This is a genomic window from Acidisarcina sp., assembly GCA_035539175.1.
In the GTDB taxonomy this organism is placed as follows: domain Bacteria; phylum Acidobacteriota; class Terriglobia; order Terriglobales; family Acidobacteriaceae; genus JANXZS01.
The window spans coordinates 106,303-127,052 of the sequence record DATLIY010000006.1 but is presented as its reverse complement, the minus strand read 5'-3'; the positions used below and the strand labels follow the sequence as shown (position 1 = coordinate 127,052).

Here is a 20,750-nt window from a genome sequence, read left to right as displayed (position 1 = left end):
AATGTGATCATGCCCGTGATTGCGCCGAAGGCGAATTTCAATCCTGCCAAGAACAATGGTCAGCTCCTACGTAGAAGTCCACTTCGACGAGAGTTTGTTTGGGAGAAACCAACCCACAATCGCGAAAGCTCGAACGCCCTGAGCCTTCGCGACTGCGGTTGGAGATAGCAGTACAGCCGCTCTAGCGAACGGTAAGACCGATTGTGATGCTCTGAAGCACATTTCCCGCGGAATCTTTCGCGGTTACAGTGAAGGTGCTGCTGCCGGTTTGGGCAAGCGACGAGTTGTTCTTCGTCGAAGTGCCGCATGCCGTCAAGCCGATCGCTCCCGAGAGCAGAGCAACGACCACCAGGAGTTGCCAGGCTCCTATGTTCCGCCGTTTACGCGCGAGAGCAAGCCACAGTCCCAGCATGGCTCCCGGCATGTAAAAGCTTGCCGCAAGCATTGAAGAGCCATCTTGAGGATGTAGCTGTCCCACAACAGGCGAAGCACTGTTGGTGTTAATGGTGAGTGTTGTGCTGACCGGCTCGTTGTTCCCGTTGGCAGTGAGCGTCGCGGGTGAAAAGGTGCAGGTCACGTTTGCCGGCAGGTTGTTGCAGCTCATATTTACCAGCCCCTGATAGAAGTTGACTGGTGACAGCGTGATCCGGGTTTGCACAATCTGACCTTGTGTAACAGCGACGGATTGTGGCGACGCCGTGAGCGTATAACCGGATACCGGACCGCCACTAGTGATGGTCAGAACTCCAGGGACATAGTTGAAGGTGTAGTTGATCGCGGCGAGACCACTGCTGCCCTTGGCATCAAGGCTGAACGTGATGGGATACTGGCCCACCGGCGATGTGGTTGTTGCAGTCGTGACGGGCTGCGTGGTACCGGAGACCGCGGTGCCTTGCATATCGCCATTGACGAAACCCGAGAAAGTGTAGCTGAAGCTTGGGTTGGGCGTGTTGTTGAGACGCGTTGCATTATTCGCGGTGACCGTCAGTACAGCAGGCGCCACGATAAAGGTCTGCTGCACGGGCTGTGCGGGAGCGTAGTTGTTGTTGCCCACCTGCGTTGCGGTTAGGGTTACGCTGCCTGCTCCGGTGATTGTAAGAACGTTGCCGGAGAGCATGGCAAGGTTCGACGGAGAGACCGAATAGCTAACCGCGAGTCCGGAGCTGGCGGTTGCTCCCAGCGTGATGGGCGCCGCACCATACACCACGTTTGGAATCGGCGGGAAATTGATGGTCTGCGCGGTACCGTTACCCACAGTAAGGGTGCCGGGCACGAAGTTGAAGTTGTAGTTGGTAGCGGCAAGGAAACCCGCGCTGATGTTGATGGTGTAGACGCCAGCCGGAGGCATCGCTCCCGCTGCCAGAATTGCGCCGGGCGTGCCGGTGATCCCCTTGGTGTCCACGATAGAAAGCGCGGGTTGACCGGTGATGGCGGTGAGATTGTCCCCAGGGGCTAGACCGGTAATCGTGTAGTTCGAGGACGATGTAAGCGCAGGCAGCGCAACTCCCTGCGCGTAGGTGAGGCTGACTGCGGTTACCGTGAGCGTGGCCTTTGCCACTTGAATGGTTTGGCTGGCCGAGGCGGAAGAGTAGTTACCGCTGCCCGCCTGCGTCGCGGTTACGGTCACCGTGCCCGCGCCATTGACGGTTAGCACGTCGCCGCTCACCGTGGCTGGGCCGGTCACCGAATAGGTGATGGGAAGACCATCAGCCTGTCCGGTTGTGGCGTCCAGAGCGGTGGCAATCAGCGAGTAAGTGGTTGCGGCATTATAGGTGGCGGTGGCGGGCAGACCGGTGAAGCTGACAGTCTGGCGGTTTGTGCCTGTCACCGTCAACGTGCCGTTGACAAAACTGGGCTTGTAGTAGGACGGGAAGCTCAGCGTACCCTGCGCGATGACCACGGTGTAGGTACCGGCTTCGAGCGTCGCTCCCACTGGGACGGTTGCGCCGGAGGCGTTTTGCACGGTGAAGGCCGGTTGGCCGATGACCACCGATGCGGCATCGCCGGGGATCAGTCCGCTGACCGTGAAGTATGCCGAGCCGGTGAAAACCGGCAGAGCCGATCCCACCACCAGGGACGGACTCGTCGCGGTGATGGTCAGTACGGGTTGCGTGGCTAATAGGCTGACTGCAACCGGCGTCGCCTGGGCATATTGGCTGTCGCCGAACTGATAGGCAGTAACGGTGACATTGCCGGCTCCGGTGATCTTTAATGCAGCGCTTGCGGTTCCATTGTTGAGGATGATTCCCGAGCCGCTGGTCACCAGGTAATCGACATTCAATCCGGAGGTGGCGGTTGCGGTCAACGGAATCTGTTCGCCTTCATAGAAGGGTCCCGCGGGCGGGTTGAAGGTAATGGTCTGGGCAGTGGTTCCGCCAGGGCTCACGCCCGTGCCGGACAGCGCAATAACGTTCTGGCCGTTGGTGGCATTCGCCGCGTTGCTGGTGATGGTCAATGTCGCCAGTAGTGAGCCGGTTGCCGTGGGGAAGAAGGCGATGTCCAGGGCGCATGCACCGCCCGGGGTGAGCGTCATGGAGCCAGTGCAGTCGCTGCTGCCGCTGGCCTGCTGCACGTAATTCATGGGGACATTGATGTCGCTGAGGGTCAGCGGTTGAGAGCCGGAATTCGTCAGCGTGACCGTCAGCGGAGTGAACGTGCCCAGCGTCTGGCTGCCGAAGGCCATGGCAGAACTGGCGCCGCTGACTTCGCGGACAACATCGGTTCCCTTGTCAGCGATGTAGAGATTGCCTTGGGGATCGATTGCGATGGAACTGGGATTATTGAGGAAAGCCGCGGTGGCCGCGAGACCATCGCCGCAGGGCGGATTTTGAGAGGTCACATTGGACGTGGCGCATGCATTGCTCAGCGGGTCATAGGAGTTGCCCGCCAGCGCCATGTTGCCTGCAACGGTATCGATGATGCCGGTCCTGGCATCGATCCGGCGAACTGTGACCGTATTATTGTCGGCAACGTAGACATTTCCGGCTACGTCGCCAGTGATCGCGCTGACGTTGTTGAGACTGGCGCTGGTGGCCAGACCGCCGTCCCCGCAAGGCATCTGCTCCTGTGGATCGCATTGGTTGAAATAGGTCTGGTTCGGACTATTGTACATACCCGCATAGAGAGAGATGATGCCGCTCTGACCATCAATCTTGCGGATCACATGTTTGGTGTCGTGAAGATTACTATCGTTGCCATCTTCCCCGAAGTACACGTTGTTGGCCTGGTCCACGAAGATGCCCACTGGGTTGATTAAGCCTGCGGCGGTGGCCAAGCCGCCGTCCCCACAAGGCACCGCAGCGCACTGCGTAGGAGTGTTTAGATCGATGGGAGGCTGTCCGGCGATGGTGCTGATGATGCCGGTCTGTCCGTCAATCCTGCGCACCAGGGCATCCGAGCCATCCGCAATATAGATGTTGCCGCCCAGATCTGCAAACATGCCCGCAACTCTCACTGTTGCGGCGGTCGCAGGACCGTTGTCTCCACCATAACCATACGTGCCATAGGTGCCGCCGATATCGGTCACCGTACCGCTCAACGCTGAAATCTTGCGGATTTCGTAGCGGTCGACAACGTAGATGTTGTTGAGCGCGTCGACGGCCAGCGTAGAGGGACTAAGGAAAAACGCCTGAGTGACTGGTCCGCCGTCGCCGCATGGCGCCGTTGAGTAGTTAGCGCAAGGTGTTGCATTGCCGAGGAGATAGATGTTTCCCTTTTGAGGGCTGTTGATTCCAGGAATGGGACCATTGCCGGAAGCAGTGACCCACACCGAGGATCCACCGTAGACACCGCCCGCATTCGGACCAATGACGTAGGTATTGCCATAGCTATCCACAGCCAGGTTGCCCGGTCGGAATTGGGCGATGTTGGCCGCGGTTCCGTTGGCCGGTGCGCCGTTATTGGTGAAGTAGCTTCCTGTGACTAGAGAGATGACGCCTGGTGTGAATTGCAGAAGTCCCGGCGCGTTCACCTGAACCGATACTGGCTCCGAACTGTTGGCTCCAAACTGGCTGTCTCCGCTATAAACGGCACGAATCTGGTTGTTGCCCGCAGGAAGTATGGACGTTGTGTAGGTTGCCGTGCCGCCGCTCAGGGTCACCGTGCTGTTAGGCAGCGGATTGGCTCCATCCTGGAAGCTGACCGTCCCGGTGGGCACGCCCGCGCTGGAGAAGGCGGCTACATTTGCGGTAAAGGTGACGCTATGCCCGCTGTTGATCGAAGAAGCCGAACCGCTGACCGTCACCAGCGCAACCGGCGTGGCGGAAACAGTCACATTGACCGGCGCTGACGTGCTGCCGCTGAAGTTGGTCTCGCCTTGATACACCGCTGTGATCGCATGTGTTCCGGCTGCGAGGCTGGTGACCGTCAGGGTCGCCACGCCGTTATTCACGGTACCCGAACCGAGGCTCGTATTTCCGTCCATAAACATGACGGTCCCGCCTGGGCTGAGAGTATCCGCTGGTTGCGGCGATACCGTCGCAGTCAGCGTAACAGCCTGGCCGGCATTGGCGATGACGGAACCACCGGGTGATGCGATCAGCTTCGTGCTGCTGCTGGCTTGCGCTGCCACGCCGCTGAAGCTCACGATGTTTGAGCCGCCCGTAGCATTCAGAGCATTGCTGGTAACTTTGAGGGTTCCGCTCTGCGTACCCGCGCTTGTGGGCAGAAAGCTGACGCCGATCTGGCAGCTTGCTCCACTAGCCAGGCTGGTCGAGGCCGAGCAGTCGTTCGATCCGCCAGTCGTCACCTGGCTAAATGGACCCGTGAAGTCCACGTTGTTCAGTTGCAGAGACTGCGTACCGAGGTTGGAAATAGTGACGGTCTGGTTTTGGATCGGCAGCCCGATAGTGCCGGTATAAGCAATAGCCGAAGTCGCGACATTCGACTCCATAATGATATTGGCGCCAGCGTTCACCTGGTTGGCTATATAAAGATTCCCACCGGAAGTCACGGCGAGACCGTAGGCAGTCAGGTCGGGAACAGAAGTGGATGCGCAACCCGCAAGCTGCTGGTCCACAGGAGGAGCACCCGATGCAGTATTGAGCGCGACTGCGCAACTCGTGTTGCCGCCAAAGACAACCGTCAAGATGCCAGATGGATCCACACGGAAAATCTTGTCCTGGCCGACTCCGTAACCTACGGAACCATTGAAGTAGAGACTTCCATCTGCGCCAACAGCGATCGCCTGGTTGCTGCCTGCGTAGTTTCCGCTGATGAACAGCGGACTCTGCAGGGCGAGGCCTCCCAATATTGGAACCCCCTGCGTCTCGTTCCCTGCGACCGCGTAGAGGTTCCCGATGGTCAACGTGGAGGAATCAAGACCGGGCAGCTTTCCACCAAGATAAATGGCGTGAACCAGAGAACTGGATCGGTCCTGCAAATAAATATTGTCGGAGGCATCGATAGCAATCGCAATGCCTGTGCTCAGGAAGAAGGCTTCGCTCGCTGGAAAGCCGTCGCAGGCACCGGACAGAAGGATCGTACGTGTCCCTATGGTTCTTGTATGAGTGGGGTTTGGGCATGTTCCCCTACCGTTGGTCAACAGGTACTCATTGCCCTGGGTCGGTGTTGTTCCACTCGGAAAGAAGCCGGAAGGCAGGTTGCCGCCGTTATAGATGAAACGCAGGCCTCTATCGTTCGCACTGGTGAAGTAGATGTTGCCCTTGCTGTCTGCCGCAAGGTTCGCCGGATATGGAACCACCGCGCTGCCAGCAGGCCCATTCTCGCCTCTTAATGTGCCGGTCGTGTCATTGGCCGTGTTGGTCAACGCGTACATGTAACCTTGTTGAGGGCTCGAGATACCTGGCAGCCCACCGGCCCCGCCGTAGATCGCGCGAATCTGATTGTTCCAGTAGTCGGCGAAGTATACGTTGCCGTTCTTGTCCACAGCGATGCCCCATACGTTCTGGAATGAGGCCACAGTCGCCGGACAGCCATTGCCCTGCACATCGGCTCCGCCGGAGCATGGAATGCTGCTACCCGGAGGATTCGTGGTTCCCGCCACGGTATAGACATGGCCAGACTGTACCGAGATACCGGGCAGCGTGGGAATGGCGTTGTTGCTGGCCGCCACCACGCGCAGGATGTTGTCCACCTGATCCATGATGTATAGATTCCCGGCGGTGTCATAGGCGATATTGCCGGGTCCGGCCAAGACTAAATTCCCCGCGGTGCCGGTATAACCTGACGACGACAGGCTGGGACCTCCGCCACCCGGAGGTACGGGATTGCCCGCATAGATCTCGTACTGGCCGGGAGTGAACGCCAGGGTCTGTGCCGTGGCTGCTCCTGTAGCCACGAACGACAGGAGCAACAGAGCCAATAAGCAGAACAAACGATGTGCGTGTGAAGCAGTGCGATACGGCATAAAGCCCCTCTCGAAATGTTTTGGTCCCGACAAAAAGCGCGTTTGAAAACGCGGCGCACAGACGAGCCGCTATTGCTGATAGAGGAAGAAGTCCAGAGCCGCATCCGCCGTGTAATGGCTGACGGCCTGGCTGAGGTCGTTGACGGTGATGAAGATGGCGAACTTGCCGCCCGGATTGCCGATCACTGCTTCGCCAGGGAAGGTGCAAGTGGGATTTCCCTTGGCGTCCACGCCGCCAAACGGCGCTCCAATGCAGCCCCCGTACACATCGGGCACAGTGACGGTCACATTTTTGTAGAGGCCGTTGCTCTGCGAGTCCTGCTGACCAAGATCGATGGTGATGTTAGAGGGCGCGGCCTGAGTGACGTCGTCCTTGGGGAATGCGCCCCCGGTCATCACCGTCCCGGAGCCGGCCGTTTGCCCGAAGACGACCGGCATGGATCCAACTCTTCCCAGGCTGAGGTTGACCCCATCGAACTCGAAACCGAGATATTTGCCTGCGACGATGTTTGCGGTGTTCAGTGGGGTCGAGGGCTGTTCGACCCCGACCAGGCCGGTATTGCTCAAGCCTCCGGGATACGAGAGCGCGGATGCGTTTGCGATCTCGCCCTGGCCCTGGTCCATGACGAAGAAGCCGTTGGGGCTCACAGCCGTGGTGAAGGTATTGCCGTTGGTAGCCGTGCTGGGTGCGATGCTCACCGCATAGCCCAGTTGCGTATAGCCGCAGTTGCCGGTGGGCAGCGGCGGCGGGGTCAACGATGCACCGCCAAAGGTGTGCATATTGAGGTTGTTAAAGGTCCAGACCGTCCCGCTGTTGCTGGCCTGCACGCTGCCATACGCCCCATGCGGATTGGAGTCGTACAGTAGCGGCGTGCCCAGAGCGATGAACTGATAGGTGACGTTGCCCTTGAGATTGGGACAGCCGTTCGTAATCACCGACACGACCGGCGCTATGGTATTGTTTCCCGGGCGTACGAGCGCCGCTTCTCCGGGGATCTCAATCGCATACCCCGCTGCTCCGGGAGCCGCGCCGCTGGAGCTCGCCGTCAAGTTGAGAAAGCCGCTGCCGGCGACCGCTCCCACGGTAGGAATGGCAGGTGGCAAGGGCATCGGAAGGTTGCCTACGTTGAACAGCGTCTCTCCCTCATACCCTTCGTGGCCGATGTTCTGGTAGGAGAAATACTTCGTGGCGTCATCCAGCGTGACCGCCCAGGTGCCTCCGTACTGGAAGAGCAGGCCATTATGGGATCCTCCATCCATGCTCTGGGTGCCAATATAGTTATGCGACTGGCTGCCCTGCGATCCTGCCGGCGTCTGGGGAGTCAGTAAGCTACCGCTTCCCTGCCCGCCTCCGCATCCAATGACGGGAAAGAGAGCCATTGCCAGGAAATAACCGAGGATCGTCTTCTTCATCCTGTTTTTTCGTATGTTTTGTTGTTTCATCGTGGTATCTCTTCCCTGTTAAAAGGCCAGCTTCACGCCGAATTGAATGGTGCGTGGACGGTGCGCATCGACCGGATGCAGGAAGGAGCTTCCATTCAGGCACCCCGGATCCCCCTTGACTTCTCCGCCTGGATCACCGGCCGAATAACTGGTGGGACCATAGCAACTGGCGGTGTTCTGCGGCTGATTCCCGAGAGTCGGATCGTAGATGCGGAACTGCGTGTGATTGAAGACGTTGAAGGCTTCCGCACGGAAGTCCAGAGAGGTTCTTTCAAATGGCAGAGGAATGCGCCTCTGCAAAGCAGCGTCGAAGTTCCAGCGATGCGGGTTGTTTAGAACATTGCGGCCTGCGTTTCCAAAGGTGAGTCCCTGCGGAGCTGCAAATGCGCCGGGGTTGAGCAACAGGGGTCCAAAGCTGTTCCCGTTGTTGCCGCCGGCGGGAACGTGGCTGTGGGCAGAACCAACCAGATCCGGATAGGAGCCCGAGCCAACGCCGTTATCCACACCTGCGTTGTCGAGGAACGAGATGCCGTTGGCGCTGCCGCCGTTAACCACGGTAAAGGGGATGCCGGATTCGAAGAGTGTCAACCCAGAGAGCTGCCAGCCATCGAGTACACCGCGGACAATCTTCGATGTTCCGAAGTCCGCGTGCGGCGGGTTCAAACTTGCATCGCCGCTGGGATCGGTGTTGATTCCGTTCCAGAAAGATTGTGCCCACTGCCACAACTTGAGATTGGCGATGTAGCTGATGTGGAGCAGATGGCGCTGATCGAAGTTGGAGCTGGACCGATTGGAGCGCAGATCGAACGAGTTGACGAACGTCGCGTCCGAACGATCCGATGCGTCGTCTATGGAGTGGCTGTAGGTATAAGCGACGCCTAGCGTCAGGCTATCGGTGACCTTGCGCAGTGTTGCCTGAAACGCATGGTAATGCGAGTTGGCGATGTTCTCGAGCGAGTAGATCTGGCCCATGCCCGGCGCGAATTCCCGAAGCGCGTTGGGGTCAATCTGGCCGCCGGTGCCCTGTCCATAACAGGCTGCCTCCATGTTGATGAAGCCGGGATCGGAAGGTCCGATGGTTGCGCGGTTCTCGAGGTGATAGTAGTAGCCGTCGAAACCTGCAGCACTGGAACCAGATCCGCAATCCGCCTTAGTGAGGGGCTGGTGCTTTTTGAAAGGCGTAGTACCTGCCGGAATCGGAATCAACTGGTTCAATTCGCGCTCCGTGGTCAGGTGCGTTCCCTTGCTGCCCACATAGGCAAAGCTGGCCAGCATGTTCTGCGGCAACTGGCGCTCTGCGCTCATGCTCCACTGCTGCACATAGGACCACTGCGCCTTGGTGGGAATCTTTGTAACGTTGAGCGGGAACGCGCCCGATCCGGTGCTTGAACATCCCGGAGCGCTGTTGCCGATGCAGCCGATACCGAGTGGACTGAGCTGCGTCATACTCAGCACCATCGGAGCACTGCCCTCGAGCGACCCGCTATTGGCTTCGTCGGCTGTACCGTGCTCGAAGAAGATGCCGTAGCCGGCGCGGATCGAGGTCTTTCCGTTGCCGAGTGGATCCCATGCGAAGCCCACACGAGGCGCAGGGTTCCACAGGTGACCCGCCATGCACCCAGCGGGAACACCGTTCACGCCACATTGCACGATGCCGTTGATCACACGCGGATCGGGTGCCCCATTGGCTCCGTAGATCGGGACCGGAGTGCTGCTGGCATTGTCGATCAGCTGGCCGTTGTTGGCTACGTGGAGAGTCCGCGATACCGCCTGGTTGAAAGCGGTTGGAAGCCAGTTATAGGCGCTATGGTTCTTCTCGCGATACGTGCCGAAGAGACTTACACGCAAGCCCGCATTAACGGTGAGGCGAGAGGTTGCTTTCCAATCGTCTTGAAAGTAGGGCTCGACAATCTGGAACCGCTGATAGTACCTGGCCTGGGCGCTGTCCTGCTGGAAGCTCGCGGGACCGCCGTAACTGAATCGATGGAAGTTGTTCCCTTCCGGAACCGATGTTGGCTGCAGGAGAAAATCTGCAAACGCATTGCCTGTTGTGTGAGCCGACTGCTCGTTGCTATACGTCAGGATTCCCTGGACATCGCCCGTGGCCGCGCCGATCGGACCGTTGATCTGGTTGCGCTGAAAGATGAGCCACTGCGCGCCGAACGAGAAGCTGTGCTTCCCGAGCATCTTGTTCAGGTTGTCTGAAAAGCTGTAAGTCGGATTGCTGTGCTTCCAGGGCATGTAGCTGGGATCGACGCTGAAACCGTAACCGCCATACTCCGCATTGTTACCGCCGATTACGATAGCGGGAAGCTTGCCCCCGAAGCCGTTGTTAAAAATGGAGCCCATTCCGCAAGCCTGGCCCGGAGTTCCATAGGCGCATGGCGCGGCGTCGAGCGTTGCCGGCCGCCGCAGCGAGACGAAGGGCGCTGGCACATCCGCAAGGGTGATAGACGAATTCGTATAGCTGGTGACAAATTCATTCAGAAGCGTGGGACTAAAGGTGTGGGTCACACGCGCCACCAGGCTGCGCCCCGGACCGTAGAACCGGTTCTGAATGGTTGGGAAGCTATTGGTAATGTTGCTGAACTGGGGAACAGGCGTAGTTGTGTCCCATTCATCGTGGATGTAACGGAAGCTGGCCTGCGTCTTATCGCTGAGCGTGTGGTCGATGCGGAAAAGCTCTTCACGATAGTAGGTCGGCAGAGAGATATCGGCCAGATAGCAGGATCCGGTGGGACTGGAGCCGCCATTGCATCCGGTATAAGAATTGGGAGCGGGAATAACGCCCGTATTGAGAATGGCAAGCGAAGCCGGAGACAACGGCTCCAGGTTACCCAGGTTGTTGTTGATGATACCCAGGCCGCTGGGACAGTCGGGATAGCCGGGACCGGGAAAGTCATTCGTCCCGCCTGGTGGCAAATAGGGACATACATCGCTAAAATCGCCCGCCCTTTCCGCCAGCGATGGCACGGCTTGCCGGTAGGCCGTGGGACTCTTCTCCAGGCGCGCTTCTTCCGAGAAGAAGAAGTACGTCTTGTTGCGTCCATCGTAGAGATGTGGAGCGAGGACCGGACCGCCGATGGTTCCGCCGAAGTCATTGCGCCGGTACAGAGGCGCGCCGTTCGTGACGTCGAAGTACCCCTTAGCATTCAGGTTTTCGTTGCGAATGAACTCGTACGCATTGCCGTGAAACTCGTTGGTACCCGACTTGGTTGTCACCAGCGTGGTTGCATTGCCGGTGCTGGGATACTGCGCCCCATAGTTCGAGGTCAGAACCTTGATTTCCTGAATGGCATCCACGCTGGGATACACCAACAGCGTGCTGTGATCCTTGTTGATTCCGGTGTTGAGGGTTTCTGAACCGTCGACCTGAAAGCTGTTGTACTCCGTACGTCCACCGTTGACGGAGTACGCGACGCTTCCCAGCACGCCGACCTTCGCCTCATCCTGTTGCGTCTGATTGCTAACTCCAGGCACAAGGCTGATCAACTGAGTGAAGTTGCGCCCGTTCAGTTGAAGCCCCGCCACTTCTTTGCTGGTTACCGTGCCACTGACTTCCGCATTTGCGGTATCTACCTGCACGACCGAGGATGCTCCACCGTCAACGGTAACGGAGTCCTGCGCAGCGCCCACGCTTAACTGCACGTTATAGATGAGTGCTTCTCCAACGCGGAGGAATAAGTTGCTGCTTGCAGACTGGCTGAATCCGTCTGCGCGAACGATGACCTGATATTTTCCAGCAGTAAGGTAAGGAACGGCATAAGCACCGCTGTTGTCCGTCTTGGTGGACACCCTCACCAGGGTTTCCTGATTGACCACCTGTACTTCGGCATTGGCAATCGCGGCGTTTTGCGGATCTGTGACCTGGCCTGTAAATCGTGCCGTCTGCGCATGCGCCATGACGCCAAGAAAGACACAGACACACGTCAAGTGTTTCAAAAACCTTAGAGACATGATTCGTCACTTCCTATCGATGTTGGTCGGGTTGAGTGGATCTTCCTGCGTCAAGACTGGCGTGGGATGAGGATGAATTCACATCCATTCGTTGGACGACAATATTGATCTTTGCCGCCGAATCGGCCAACTCCTCCAGAAGAGGCTGTGCGGATTCTTTTGAGCCGCCATCTTGCCGGCTTAGCAACTTGCACAACGCAAGGTTCCGATTAGCAACTGCTTCAAGGTCACCGTCCGGAGGGGACGGAGTTCCTGACGCTGCATGGCTTAGACCCATGGCTGCAAGGAGGCTCTCCTGCCTGCTGATCGCGGCGTGCAGCTTGCCCCTGTGCAGTTCGACAAGCTGCTTGTGTAACATCTGAGCCGCAGGCGTCATCGGCCTTCCATCGCTGAAATCGTGCAGCAGCTTCATGATGGCAAGGCTGCTCTGCTTGATCGAAATTGCGCTATCGAGCAGGTCTGCAGAACTCTGACGCGCATACTCGCGACTCTTTCCGTGCTCCACCAGGTAATTTTCGAACGGTGATGCTTGTGCCGCGTCGGAGACCGACGCAATACTCGCGATCGAGTCCCCCTCTTCCGGCCGACTCTGAATCTCGTTAAAGGTAAAAATGAGCGGAGTCACATGCGGAATCAGAAACAGCCGCGCTTCAATTTCACGCTTCCGATCTTCGGTGGCCACAATGCCCTTGACCTGAATTCCGGTAGGCGTCCGCACCATGGTTACCCTCTCACCCGTGTCGGCGCCAAGCTGATTCAACGCAAGTCGCACGCCCAGATCCGCCTCGTCTAATTCATCCTCGCTCAATGGAATGAGAGGATGCGAAAGCACGCCGGGGCCTCGATGGGGATTGACAAGCGGTGCAACGCTCGGTTCAAACCAGTCGCCATCCAGCGCTCCCCAGGGCATCACATCGTAATTCAGCTCAGCAATTTCGATGTTGCCAACGCCGCGCATGTCGATGCTGCGCCGCACTGGATGGAAGTCGCTCTCGCGAACAGTCAGCGTCTCCTGCATGATCGGCCCACTGTCACTTGCGAAACTGGTGAGTGTAAGGAGATTCTCGCTGCGCGTCACTGTGTCACGGACGGAACGCTGGCGATCATGCCAGGCCTGAAAGCTGCTGGCGGAGAGCGGCGCGTCCCAACTCACTCCCGCGGATTCAAGGCGCATTTTGAGTTGCTGGTCGATGTTGTCCAATTCGTGTTGCCGAGGTTTCCGCTTGCCTGCCGGATCGCGGTAGATCGTTCGCTCAACGCTCCGGTTCGGTGTGCTTATCCGGATTCTTTGATAAATGACCCCGGGCTTGCTCGTACTCGCAGCGGAAGCATCCCATGCTTCTGCGCGTGTGAGAAGTTCTTTCGCCGAGACGTTGGGACCACTGCGCATCCAGAATACGAAGCAGAGAATCGAGGCAAATCCAAGCACCATTGCGCTTGCAAATAAAGGGCTCATCTTTGGAGGGGAAATTCGGGGGAACCAGGAGCGGACCCAATGGCGCAGAGATGCGTATCCGTCCGCGGCTGGCCTGGAAGGAGTAGCGTTCATGGAACTCGCTGACAGGGTGACGGGAATCGCCATTTCGCCCGGCTCCTCCAAAGCACCATCCAGGCTCACGAGCGGATCGCGATAAATTACCTGAATCGTCGGGGTCTCCATGGCAAAAGAAATGAGCAACTCTATCGTCCGGTCATCGCTCAATTGAATCTCGCGGAGCTGATCGAGTTCCTGGCTCAGGTCTGGCGTACGCACCATCAGGAATGCGATGCAAATATTTTGTTCGCTCAGAATCTCAATGTAAGTGGGCTTTTCATGTCGGCCCAATTCCACCTGCAATTCGCTCAGTGGCGCGGTCACCCGTTGAGAGGCTCGAATATCCCCGTCCACTACGACAAGCAAACGCTGCGGACGGTGCTGCATGGCCTCCAGAACACGCCTCTCCATTCGCCGGCGGATCTGAGCAACATTCTCTTTCGGGCGTTTACCCCAACCACGAATAAGAGTCGGCATGCCGCTGCCACCGGAGTCTCCGTCTGGCCCTTGCGGCGTGTCGCGGCCGATGGTCTCATCCAGAAATCGTTCGGCAAGCAATGGGAGTCCCAGGATCGCATTGGCCTTGTCCAGACAGTTGCGGCAACTGACTAGGTGCGCCAGTTCCTCGGTCGTGAATCCAGGGCCCGGGTTGGCATACTGCCGCTGCAAGAAGCCACGCGCGAAACACTGTCCCGAGCACCCATCAAACACCTGTGCGCGGAGTGCCAGGAACAGAGCCTGCGGATCCCCCTTGGAATCGCGCGCTCCCACTCTCCGTTCCCGATCGCGCTCTGTCCTTCGAGGGCCGGTATTCGCAGCGAGGTCCAGCCGCACTTCTTGTCGCGCCAGGCGTACGGCCTTATCGACCGCCGTCCGGCTCATCTGTGCGACTTTCATCACTTCTCCCGGGAAATACCCAAGAAAGAAACGGAGGAGCAGAATGCTTGCAGAGCGAGATGTGATCTTTCGATCGCAGAGATAGTCACAAACATGTTCCAGTTCGGCGCGGACAAACGGTAGCTTGCTGTGGTCCACCGCTCGCAGTCCTCGCGCCAGAGATTCATGATCCACGATCGCGAGGTCGTCGATTGCGCTGGTCCGCGCCCGCCGCAAGTTTTCATAGTGCAGATTGCGAAGCACGAAGAACAGATAACTGTCGATGTTTTCAATGGTCTCAGGCGCAGCATCGATGCGCGCAACACGCAGGTACAGTTCCTGTACGAGGTCCTCGGCCTCCGAACGGTCGTGGGTGAGCTGCAGGGCCCACTGCAAGAGACGGGGATAGTATGCGAGGACAATATCCTCGAACCTTGCGCGCTGCTCCTGCTTGGGTTGAAAACTGAATATCTGCATCTCTACACACAAGGAGTGTCTAGAAAGACCCAATCTCCCGAAGTCAGCCCCTCAATTTGCAAACTGTTAACAATTCGCGAACCAATGGATAACACCCGATGTTCAATGCCATCGCGCACCTTGTTCCGGAGCGTTTGTTGTTTCTTTGCGAAGGATAGAGAAGGCGAGTTCATACTGTGTTAAGCGACCGGGCAGATCAATCGGCTACGTTGGCGTCCCGCACGGAGTCAACCCTGGCGAGGTCTTCGGCCTGACTTTGCCCCTCGATCAAGTGGCGGACGGCTGTTGCGCAATGGACGAACGTCGCGCAATCAAGGTTCTGTTGCGCCCTGAATGAGCAGTACTATAAGTTCGGCAGCAGGTTTTAGAGGAGGACCCAAAATGACCACTTGGTCGGAAGATGACCTACATAAGATCGCTGAGACCGACGATCTGCACATCTCACCGTTCCGTGAGGACGGGGTGACGTACGGAACACCCACTTGGATTTGGTCTGTCGCGGTCGACGGGGACCTTTATGTGCGCGGCTACAACGGGAAGAATTCTCGCTGGTATCAGGCGGCTGTTCGGCAGAAGGCGGGGCGGATCACTGCCGCCGGCATGACGAAGGAGGTCGCCTTCGAGCTCGCGGACGAAGCAATCAACGACCAGATCGACGATGCCTATCGTGCGAAGTACAAAGGAAGCCCATACCTAAAGCCGATGATCGCCACACGAGCCCGCACCGCCACCGTCAAGATCATGCCGCGCTAGCAAAATGGGCGCGCTCTCGCAGGAATCAAGCGGCATTCGTGCTTTGCACGCAAGATTCCCGCTACAAGCAGCTATTGCCGATCCACTACAACGATCATGAATGTACCGGGCTTTGCTTTTGGGCGCCCTGTGGTGGCTGGTTCGAACTCCGCTGTCGGCAGAAATAAGCGGTGATGGGTTTCATCCAGGCCAAGCGTGCGGGCGCCATCGGGTGTCTTCACAGACTGCTCGACTGCAAACATGCCTGTCTTTTCTCCCACAACGGAGAGCGATCCATCGCGGCAGCTGGCGAAGGCCTGGCCATCATCGAACGCAGTGGCATCCACGCCCGCACCGATAGGCAACGAAGCCTCTACCTTGCCATTCTCCGCATTCATCACCACAAGCTTTTGCGGGTTACGGCACCCGATAAACAACCGGTGCGTGGCGCGATCCATGGCCATACCTACCGGTTTTCCTCCAGGAGCTACGGGCCAGCGATCAACGACCTTCCGCGTCTTCAGATCGACCACTGCGACCACATCTTTGTCTTCCAGATTGATGTATGCCTTACCTGCGCCATCGGTTGCGAGAAATTCCGGCGCGCCGCCAAGTTGAATAGGCTCGTCGATCTTGCCGTTCTTCGGATCGATCTCGGGCTTGAAGGTTATAAGAGCATTGCTGTCGCCTGCCACAGCAAGCACTTCATCCGTCCCAGCATCGTAAATGATGCCGTCCGCATCCGGGAGTGCAGCCAGGCGACCAAGCACCGCATACGTCTTCAGATCAAAGACAAGAATGGCACCCTTTCCACCACCGTCGGTAATGAACCCGCGATTGAGCTTCGGAACGATCGCAACACCATGCGCAATCTTCTGTCCTGGAACATCACCCAGCGTTTTCCCGGTTTGAGAGTCGAGGATCATAGTGTGGGTGGTCCGCGTGACAAAAAGGCGATGCTGAATGGCATCCACCGTTACATAATCCCATCCGCCTTCGCCGCCGATATGCAGCGTTTTTTCAACCTTCCACTGTGACTGGGCAGACGCGGGAAGAAGAGCCGCAGCCAGAAGCAGAGCAGTTGATGACACTTTCAAAAATTGAGATTTTCGCATGTGGTTTCTCCCTGATGATGCGTTCTGTTGCCATGGAAAGACGAGCGGAGTAATCCGCACCACTGAACCATATCACTCGGAACCTTAAGAGCCGATGAATCGTCGACTTCAAGCTGCAACAGGCTGATAGGGATATAAGCCAATCGGCGCCAATTGGGGGAGGCGAAATAAAACAGCCGGCCACATATTTGCATGTGGCCGGCTGCGTATTGTTGATGGAGATTGCCGTTTAGAATTGAAGCTTCGCCATAATCTGCAGGTACCTGGGAGGAGTTCCGGTGACGCTGGTGACTCTCCCAAAGTTCGAGTCTGTCGGACTCGTGCTCGGCCCGGAAAAGGTTGTGTGATTGAACAGGTTTAACACATCGAAGCGGAACATCAGATTTGCCTTCTCCGTAACCGGGAAGGTGCGCTGCAAGTCTCCGTTCCATATGTTTGTGCTGTCTGCACGTACCCCGTCTACGTTGAGCGGGAAGGCTCGCGCCTGAAACGAAGCTGGAGCTTTCGATGCAGAGCGCTCAAAGTTTGCGGTGTTGAACCACTTCTGAATGCTTTGCGGGCCTTTACGAATGTCCCCGAGGTTGCCGTAATAGAAAGCGTTCGGGAAGCTCAACATAGGACCAGGCTGATACTCATACGTCCCGGCCATCTGGAATCCACCAAAGACCTTGCTTCGCCATCCGCTGTTCCAGAACTTCCTGTCCTTGCCCCACGGTAGCTCAATGACACTGGTTCCGGTCCAGCGCTGCGGCCGCGTCTGTGTATTCTCACGCCAGCTCGGCGTTGCGTCGAACGAGTTGAAGAAGTAATCCTTCGCCTCGCCCCACATCCTGGTGTAAGCCACGTCCAGGTTGAATCCGCGCGAGAAGCGCTTTGAAACGCGCGCCTCGATCGAATTCGTTTTCACCCTGCCGAGCGGCGAGTAGGAGTTAGAGAGACCGGGGATCTGCGGGTATTTCGTAAGCAAGCGATACTTTGGAATGGTCTTGCTTTTGAAGAAGGAGTTGCTGCTCATATCCTGATAGACCACTGGATTGCTTGTCTTCAGATCGGCAAAGTTATTGATGTTGAATGGATTCGTGACGTTCTTAGTAAGGTTGCTGGCATTGGCCGAATTCCGTACATTGCCGGTCGCCCAGTACTGCTGAGGCAACGGTTCCATATCCTGGTTAACATATACATCGCTCGAGTAAGAGCCGACATAGGCTACCTCAGCCAGAATGTCGTTCCCGAACTGGCGTTCAAGACCGCCGCGCCAGCGTTGTTGCCGCGCACGGTTAAGGTCATACGGGATATAGGAGTAGCCGCGTCCATCCGTTACTGCCGCGCCGAGTGCATTCCCAACGGGAACATCGAATCGACTGCCATCCGTGCGCACAGGAAAGGGATCGGTGAGCGGCGATATACCGTTCTTCGGATCGCCTGAGGCCCAGGTCTGGCCAAAGTCGGTGCTGAATGTTGTGGTTGTTGTACGGCTATAGCCGAACTGATTAGGGAGACCATAGCTGAAGTCACGCACGGTCAGGGTGTCGTAGTACACACCATAGCCTCCGCGCACGACCGTCCTTGAGTCGATGGAGTATGCGGCTGCAAAGCGAGGAAGGAACATCAGCTCGTTCTTCCACAAAGCCCGCGGAGCGCCATTGAGACCGGCATACGTTGTGCCTCCGGTCACCTGGAACTGCGCTGCGGGGAGCTCCGGGATCGGGTTTGCTGCATAGGCAGTCTGCGCGTCCGCGGCGATCGGCACGCTTAGTTTGGGATCAAAGGTTCCAAGCGCCTGATTGTGGCGCACGGTTGCTCCGGTCTCATATTCCATGCGTAGGCCGATGTTCACCGACAACTTCGGAGACACTTTCCATCCGTCTTCGACGTACCAGCCATATTGTGCATTGCGCAGCGCAACGCTGGGAGAGGTAGCAATGGAAGACGAGGTCGGCAGCCCCATCAGGAATGCCGCCCAACTATGGCCCAGAGAGCCGGCCGGCACGTTGCCGTCGTCGTCCCTGCTGGTGAACGAGTTATCAAAATTGAAGTTGCCGGAGGTGTTGATCCCGGAGTTGAATCCATAATTCGTCTTGGCTAGCTGGTACTGATCAAAGCCGAAACGGATCGTGTGCATCCCCAAAGTACGCCAACCATCGACCTTTCCGATGATGTTGTCGTACCGGGCAGGCTTACCCATCCAGTTCCAACTGAGCGAGTCATAACCTGCGAACCTCATCAGCGGCGCAGTGTAATTACCGCCAGCATATTGATCGATGTAAGACGGCAGTCCTACCTTCGATGGCTCGACCTTGCGCTGTGCTTGATCGAGCACACCGTCGGTGAAACGCTGGAAGCCGGTGGAAATATCGAAGAGCCAGCTACTGCTCGGCGTCCAGACCCAGTCCATGCCTGAGCTAATGCCAAGCCGGTTCCCGACAAGTCCTCCGTAACCTGGGGCTGTCTCATAGAGCCAGTCCTGGTTGGCTTCGTTATTTGACCAGTACTGCGTGCGTACGAAGAAACGATTTTTGCTGGAGAGCTGATAGTCCACTCTGCCCGACATGCTCTTATAGTCGAACTTCCACGGCATTCTGCTGGCGAGGTAATTGTTTGTGGGAGCCAGAGCTGTGTTGGTAGGAGCGTTGTTCGGGTTTGGCATCAGCCTGGTGTAGTAGTTATAGACCGGATTGATCATGCGGCTCTTGGGAATGATGTTCCCAGGAAAGGGATCGCGGATGACGTGGCCCGGACGCGTTGGATCGGGACGCGTTGTAAGCGGATCGTAGAGCTGATATAGGACAGGGTCCACCTGCAGCAGATCGGAGAAGTCGCCGTCGCGCTCCTTGAGTGTCGGGACTGTGCGGTTCCAATACACCGTATTGGCCGACACGCGATCGTTTAGCCCGCTGTAGCTGAAGAAGAAGAACATCTTGTCTTTGCCGTTATAGAGACCGGGAATTCTGACCGGTCCGCCGATGGTGCCCGTGTAGTTGTTGGAGTGTCCAGCTGGATTGAGCTTCTTGTTCCTCAGACTGTCGGCCAGGGATGTGTTGCCTTGCGCTTCGGCGGCCGCAATGGAGACCCGGTTCTGTGCCTTTACAAAAAAGTTGGCCGCGTTCCACTCGTTCCTCCAGTGCTGCTCGCTGAGCGAACCATGGAAGTCGTTGGTGCCGGACTTGGTGCTGACCGAAAAGCTGGCTCCACTAGTGTGTCCCACAGAAGTATCGAAGTTCGATGTTTCGACTTTGAACTCGGATACAGCATCGGATGGCGGCTGAGAAGAGACGCGGCGAATATTGCCGTTGTTGGGAACTCCATCGATCGAGAAGGAGTTGCCGCCGACATTGCCGCCGGTCGAATAGGACGTTCCTATATATCCAAAGGCGGGATTGCTGTATCCATCCGCTCCACCGTTGCTCTGAATTCCTGGCGCAACCTTGGCCAGCAGAGTCACGTTGTTGTTAAGGACTGGAAGACTGTGCAGGCTCCGGCTGTCGATGAGGTATCCGCTGGAGAGCGGGTCAGTCTCGATGAGCGTGGAACTGGCGGTCACGGTCACGGTCTCCGCCGTATCGCCCACCTTAAGAGTTACATTCACCTCCTGATGCGTAGCGATCGGAAGGCTGATGCCCGCTTGTGTCTCTGTCCTGAAACCTTTAGCCTCAACAATGACGCTGTAGTTACCGGCCATGAGCAGCGGAGCCTCGTAGTAGCCGGAGGCATTGGCTGTGAGCTTGGTGGTGAAGTTAGTATCGTTGTCAACGACGGTAACCTGCGCGGACGGAACAACTGCGCCCGAAGAGTCGAGGACGCGGCCGAAGATCATGCTTCGGGTCTCCTGCGCGGACGATGCCGGGATAAGCGCTGCCGCCAGAACCAGCATTGCGAAGATTGCGAAGATGCGATGCAAAGATGGAATTCTCACCTCTACTGCCTCCTGAGTATCGTGAAACGGGAATTCATGACGGGTCGTTAACTCTTGCCAGGCTTCGAGAAGACGCCAGGCATGCGAGTTTGTGGTGTGCTGTCCGCCAAAAAAAGAGAGAACAAGACCGCACCGCGTACCTCTCCCTGGATTTATGTTGGCCTGCGGTGAGGCCTTCAAATGCGCAAAAGCGAAGCAAGACGTAACCTTTAATAAGATAAAATATATTATCGATAACGTTGAGCGAAAGTTTATTCATCGCCTTGCAACGCTGTCAAGAAAAATATCGAACCCTATATTTAGCTGGTGTTGCCGAAGCCTCCGACAGATGCTAAG

At 57.3% G+C, this 20,750-nt stretch carries 7 protein-coding genes; 1 reads left to right on the top strand and 6 read right to left on the bottom strand.

All coding sequences use genetic code 11. The features are described from left to right. Positions 1-181 precede the first annotated feature (181 nt). From VM554_02325 to VM554_02310, 4 genes are all read right to left on the bottom strand, one after another. Positions 182-6,367, bottom strand: a complete 6,186-nt coding sequence (locus VM554_02325; GenBank protein ID HVJ07196.1) for an Ig-like domain repeat protein — start codon at positions 6,365-6,367, stop codon at positions 182-184. Between the two features lie 69 nt (positions 6,368-6,436). Beyond that, on the bottom strand, positions 6,437-7,780 hold the full coding sequence (locus tag VM554_02320; protein HVJ07195.1) for a hypothetical protein: 1,344 nt from the start codon (positions 7,778-7,780) through the stop codon (positions 6,437-6,439). A gap of 48 nt (positions 7,781-7,828) precedes the next feature. After that, positions 7,829-11,767, bottom strand: coding sequence for a carboxypeptidase-like regulatory domain-containing protein (locus tag VM554_02315; GenBank protein HVJ07194.1), 3,939 nt, complete (start codon positions 11,765-11,767; stop codon positions 7,829-7,831). Positions 11,768-11,780: 13 nt separating this feature from the next. After that, positions 11,781-14,654 carry an RNA polymerase sigma factor gene (locus tag VM554_02310; protein ID HVJ07193.1) on the bottom strand — a complete coding sequence of 958 codons (2,874 nt, stop codon included), beginning with the start codon at positions 14,652-14,654 and terminating at the stop codon, positions 11,781-11,783. A gap of 381 nt (positions 14,655-15,035) precedes the next feature. Here VM554_02310 and VM554_02305 point away from each other — a divergent pair, with 381 nt between their 5' ends. Further along, positions 15,036-15,407, top strand: a complete 372-nt coding sequence (locus VM554_02305; GenBank protein HVJ07192.1) for a DUF2255 family protein — start codon at positions 15,036-15,038, stop codon at positions 15,405-15,407. 71 nt (positions 15,408-15,478) lie between these two features. On the opposite strand, the gene VM554_02300 is transcribed toward VM554_02305, so the two are convergent. Continuing rightward, positions 15,479-16,501, bottom strand: a complete 1,023-nt coding sequence (locus VM554_02300; GenBank protein HVJ07191.1) for a hypothetical protein — start codon at positions 16,499-16,501, stop codon at positions 15,479-15,481. A 229-nt stretch (positions 16,502-16,730) separates the two neighbouring features. Further along, the gene (locus tag VM554_02295; protein HVJ07190.1) at positions 16,731-20,414 is read right to left on the bottom strand and encodes a carboxypeptidase-like regulatory domain-containing protein; all 3,684 of its coding nucleotides are present in this window, start codon (positions 20,412-20,414) and stop codon (positions 16,731-16,733) included. Positions 20,415-20,750: the final 336 nt, after the last annotated feature.

What these genes read in the sequence shown, in the direction of transcription:
- VM554_02325 (HVJ07196.1), bottom strand. Translation starts at nt 6,367, where the DNA reads ATGCCGTATCGCACTGCTTCACACGCACATCGTTTGTTCTGCTTATTG.
- VM554_02320 (HVJ07195.1), bottom strand. Translation starts at nt 7,780, where the DNA reads ATGAAGAAGACGATCCTCGGTTATTTCCTGGCAATGGCTCTCTTTCCC.
- VM554_02315 (HVJ07194.1), bottom strand. Translation starts at nt 11,767, where the DNA reads ATGTCTCTAAGGTTTTTGAAACACTTGACGTGTGTCTGTGTCTTTCTT.
- VM554_02310 (HVJ07193.1), bottom strand. Translation starts at nt 14,654, where the DNA reads ATGCAGATATTCAGTTTTCAACCCAAGCAGGAGCAGCGCGCAAGGTTC.
- VM554_02305 (HVJ07192.1), top strand. Translation starts at nt 15,036, where the DNA reads ATGACCACTTGGTCGGAAGATGACCTACATAAGATCGCTGAGACCGAC.
- VM554_02300 (HVJ07191.1), bottom strand. Translation starts at nt 16,501, where the DNA reads ATGCGAAAATCTCAATTTTTGAAAGTGTCATCAACTGCTCTGCTTCTG.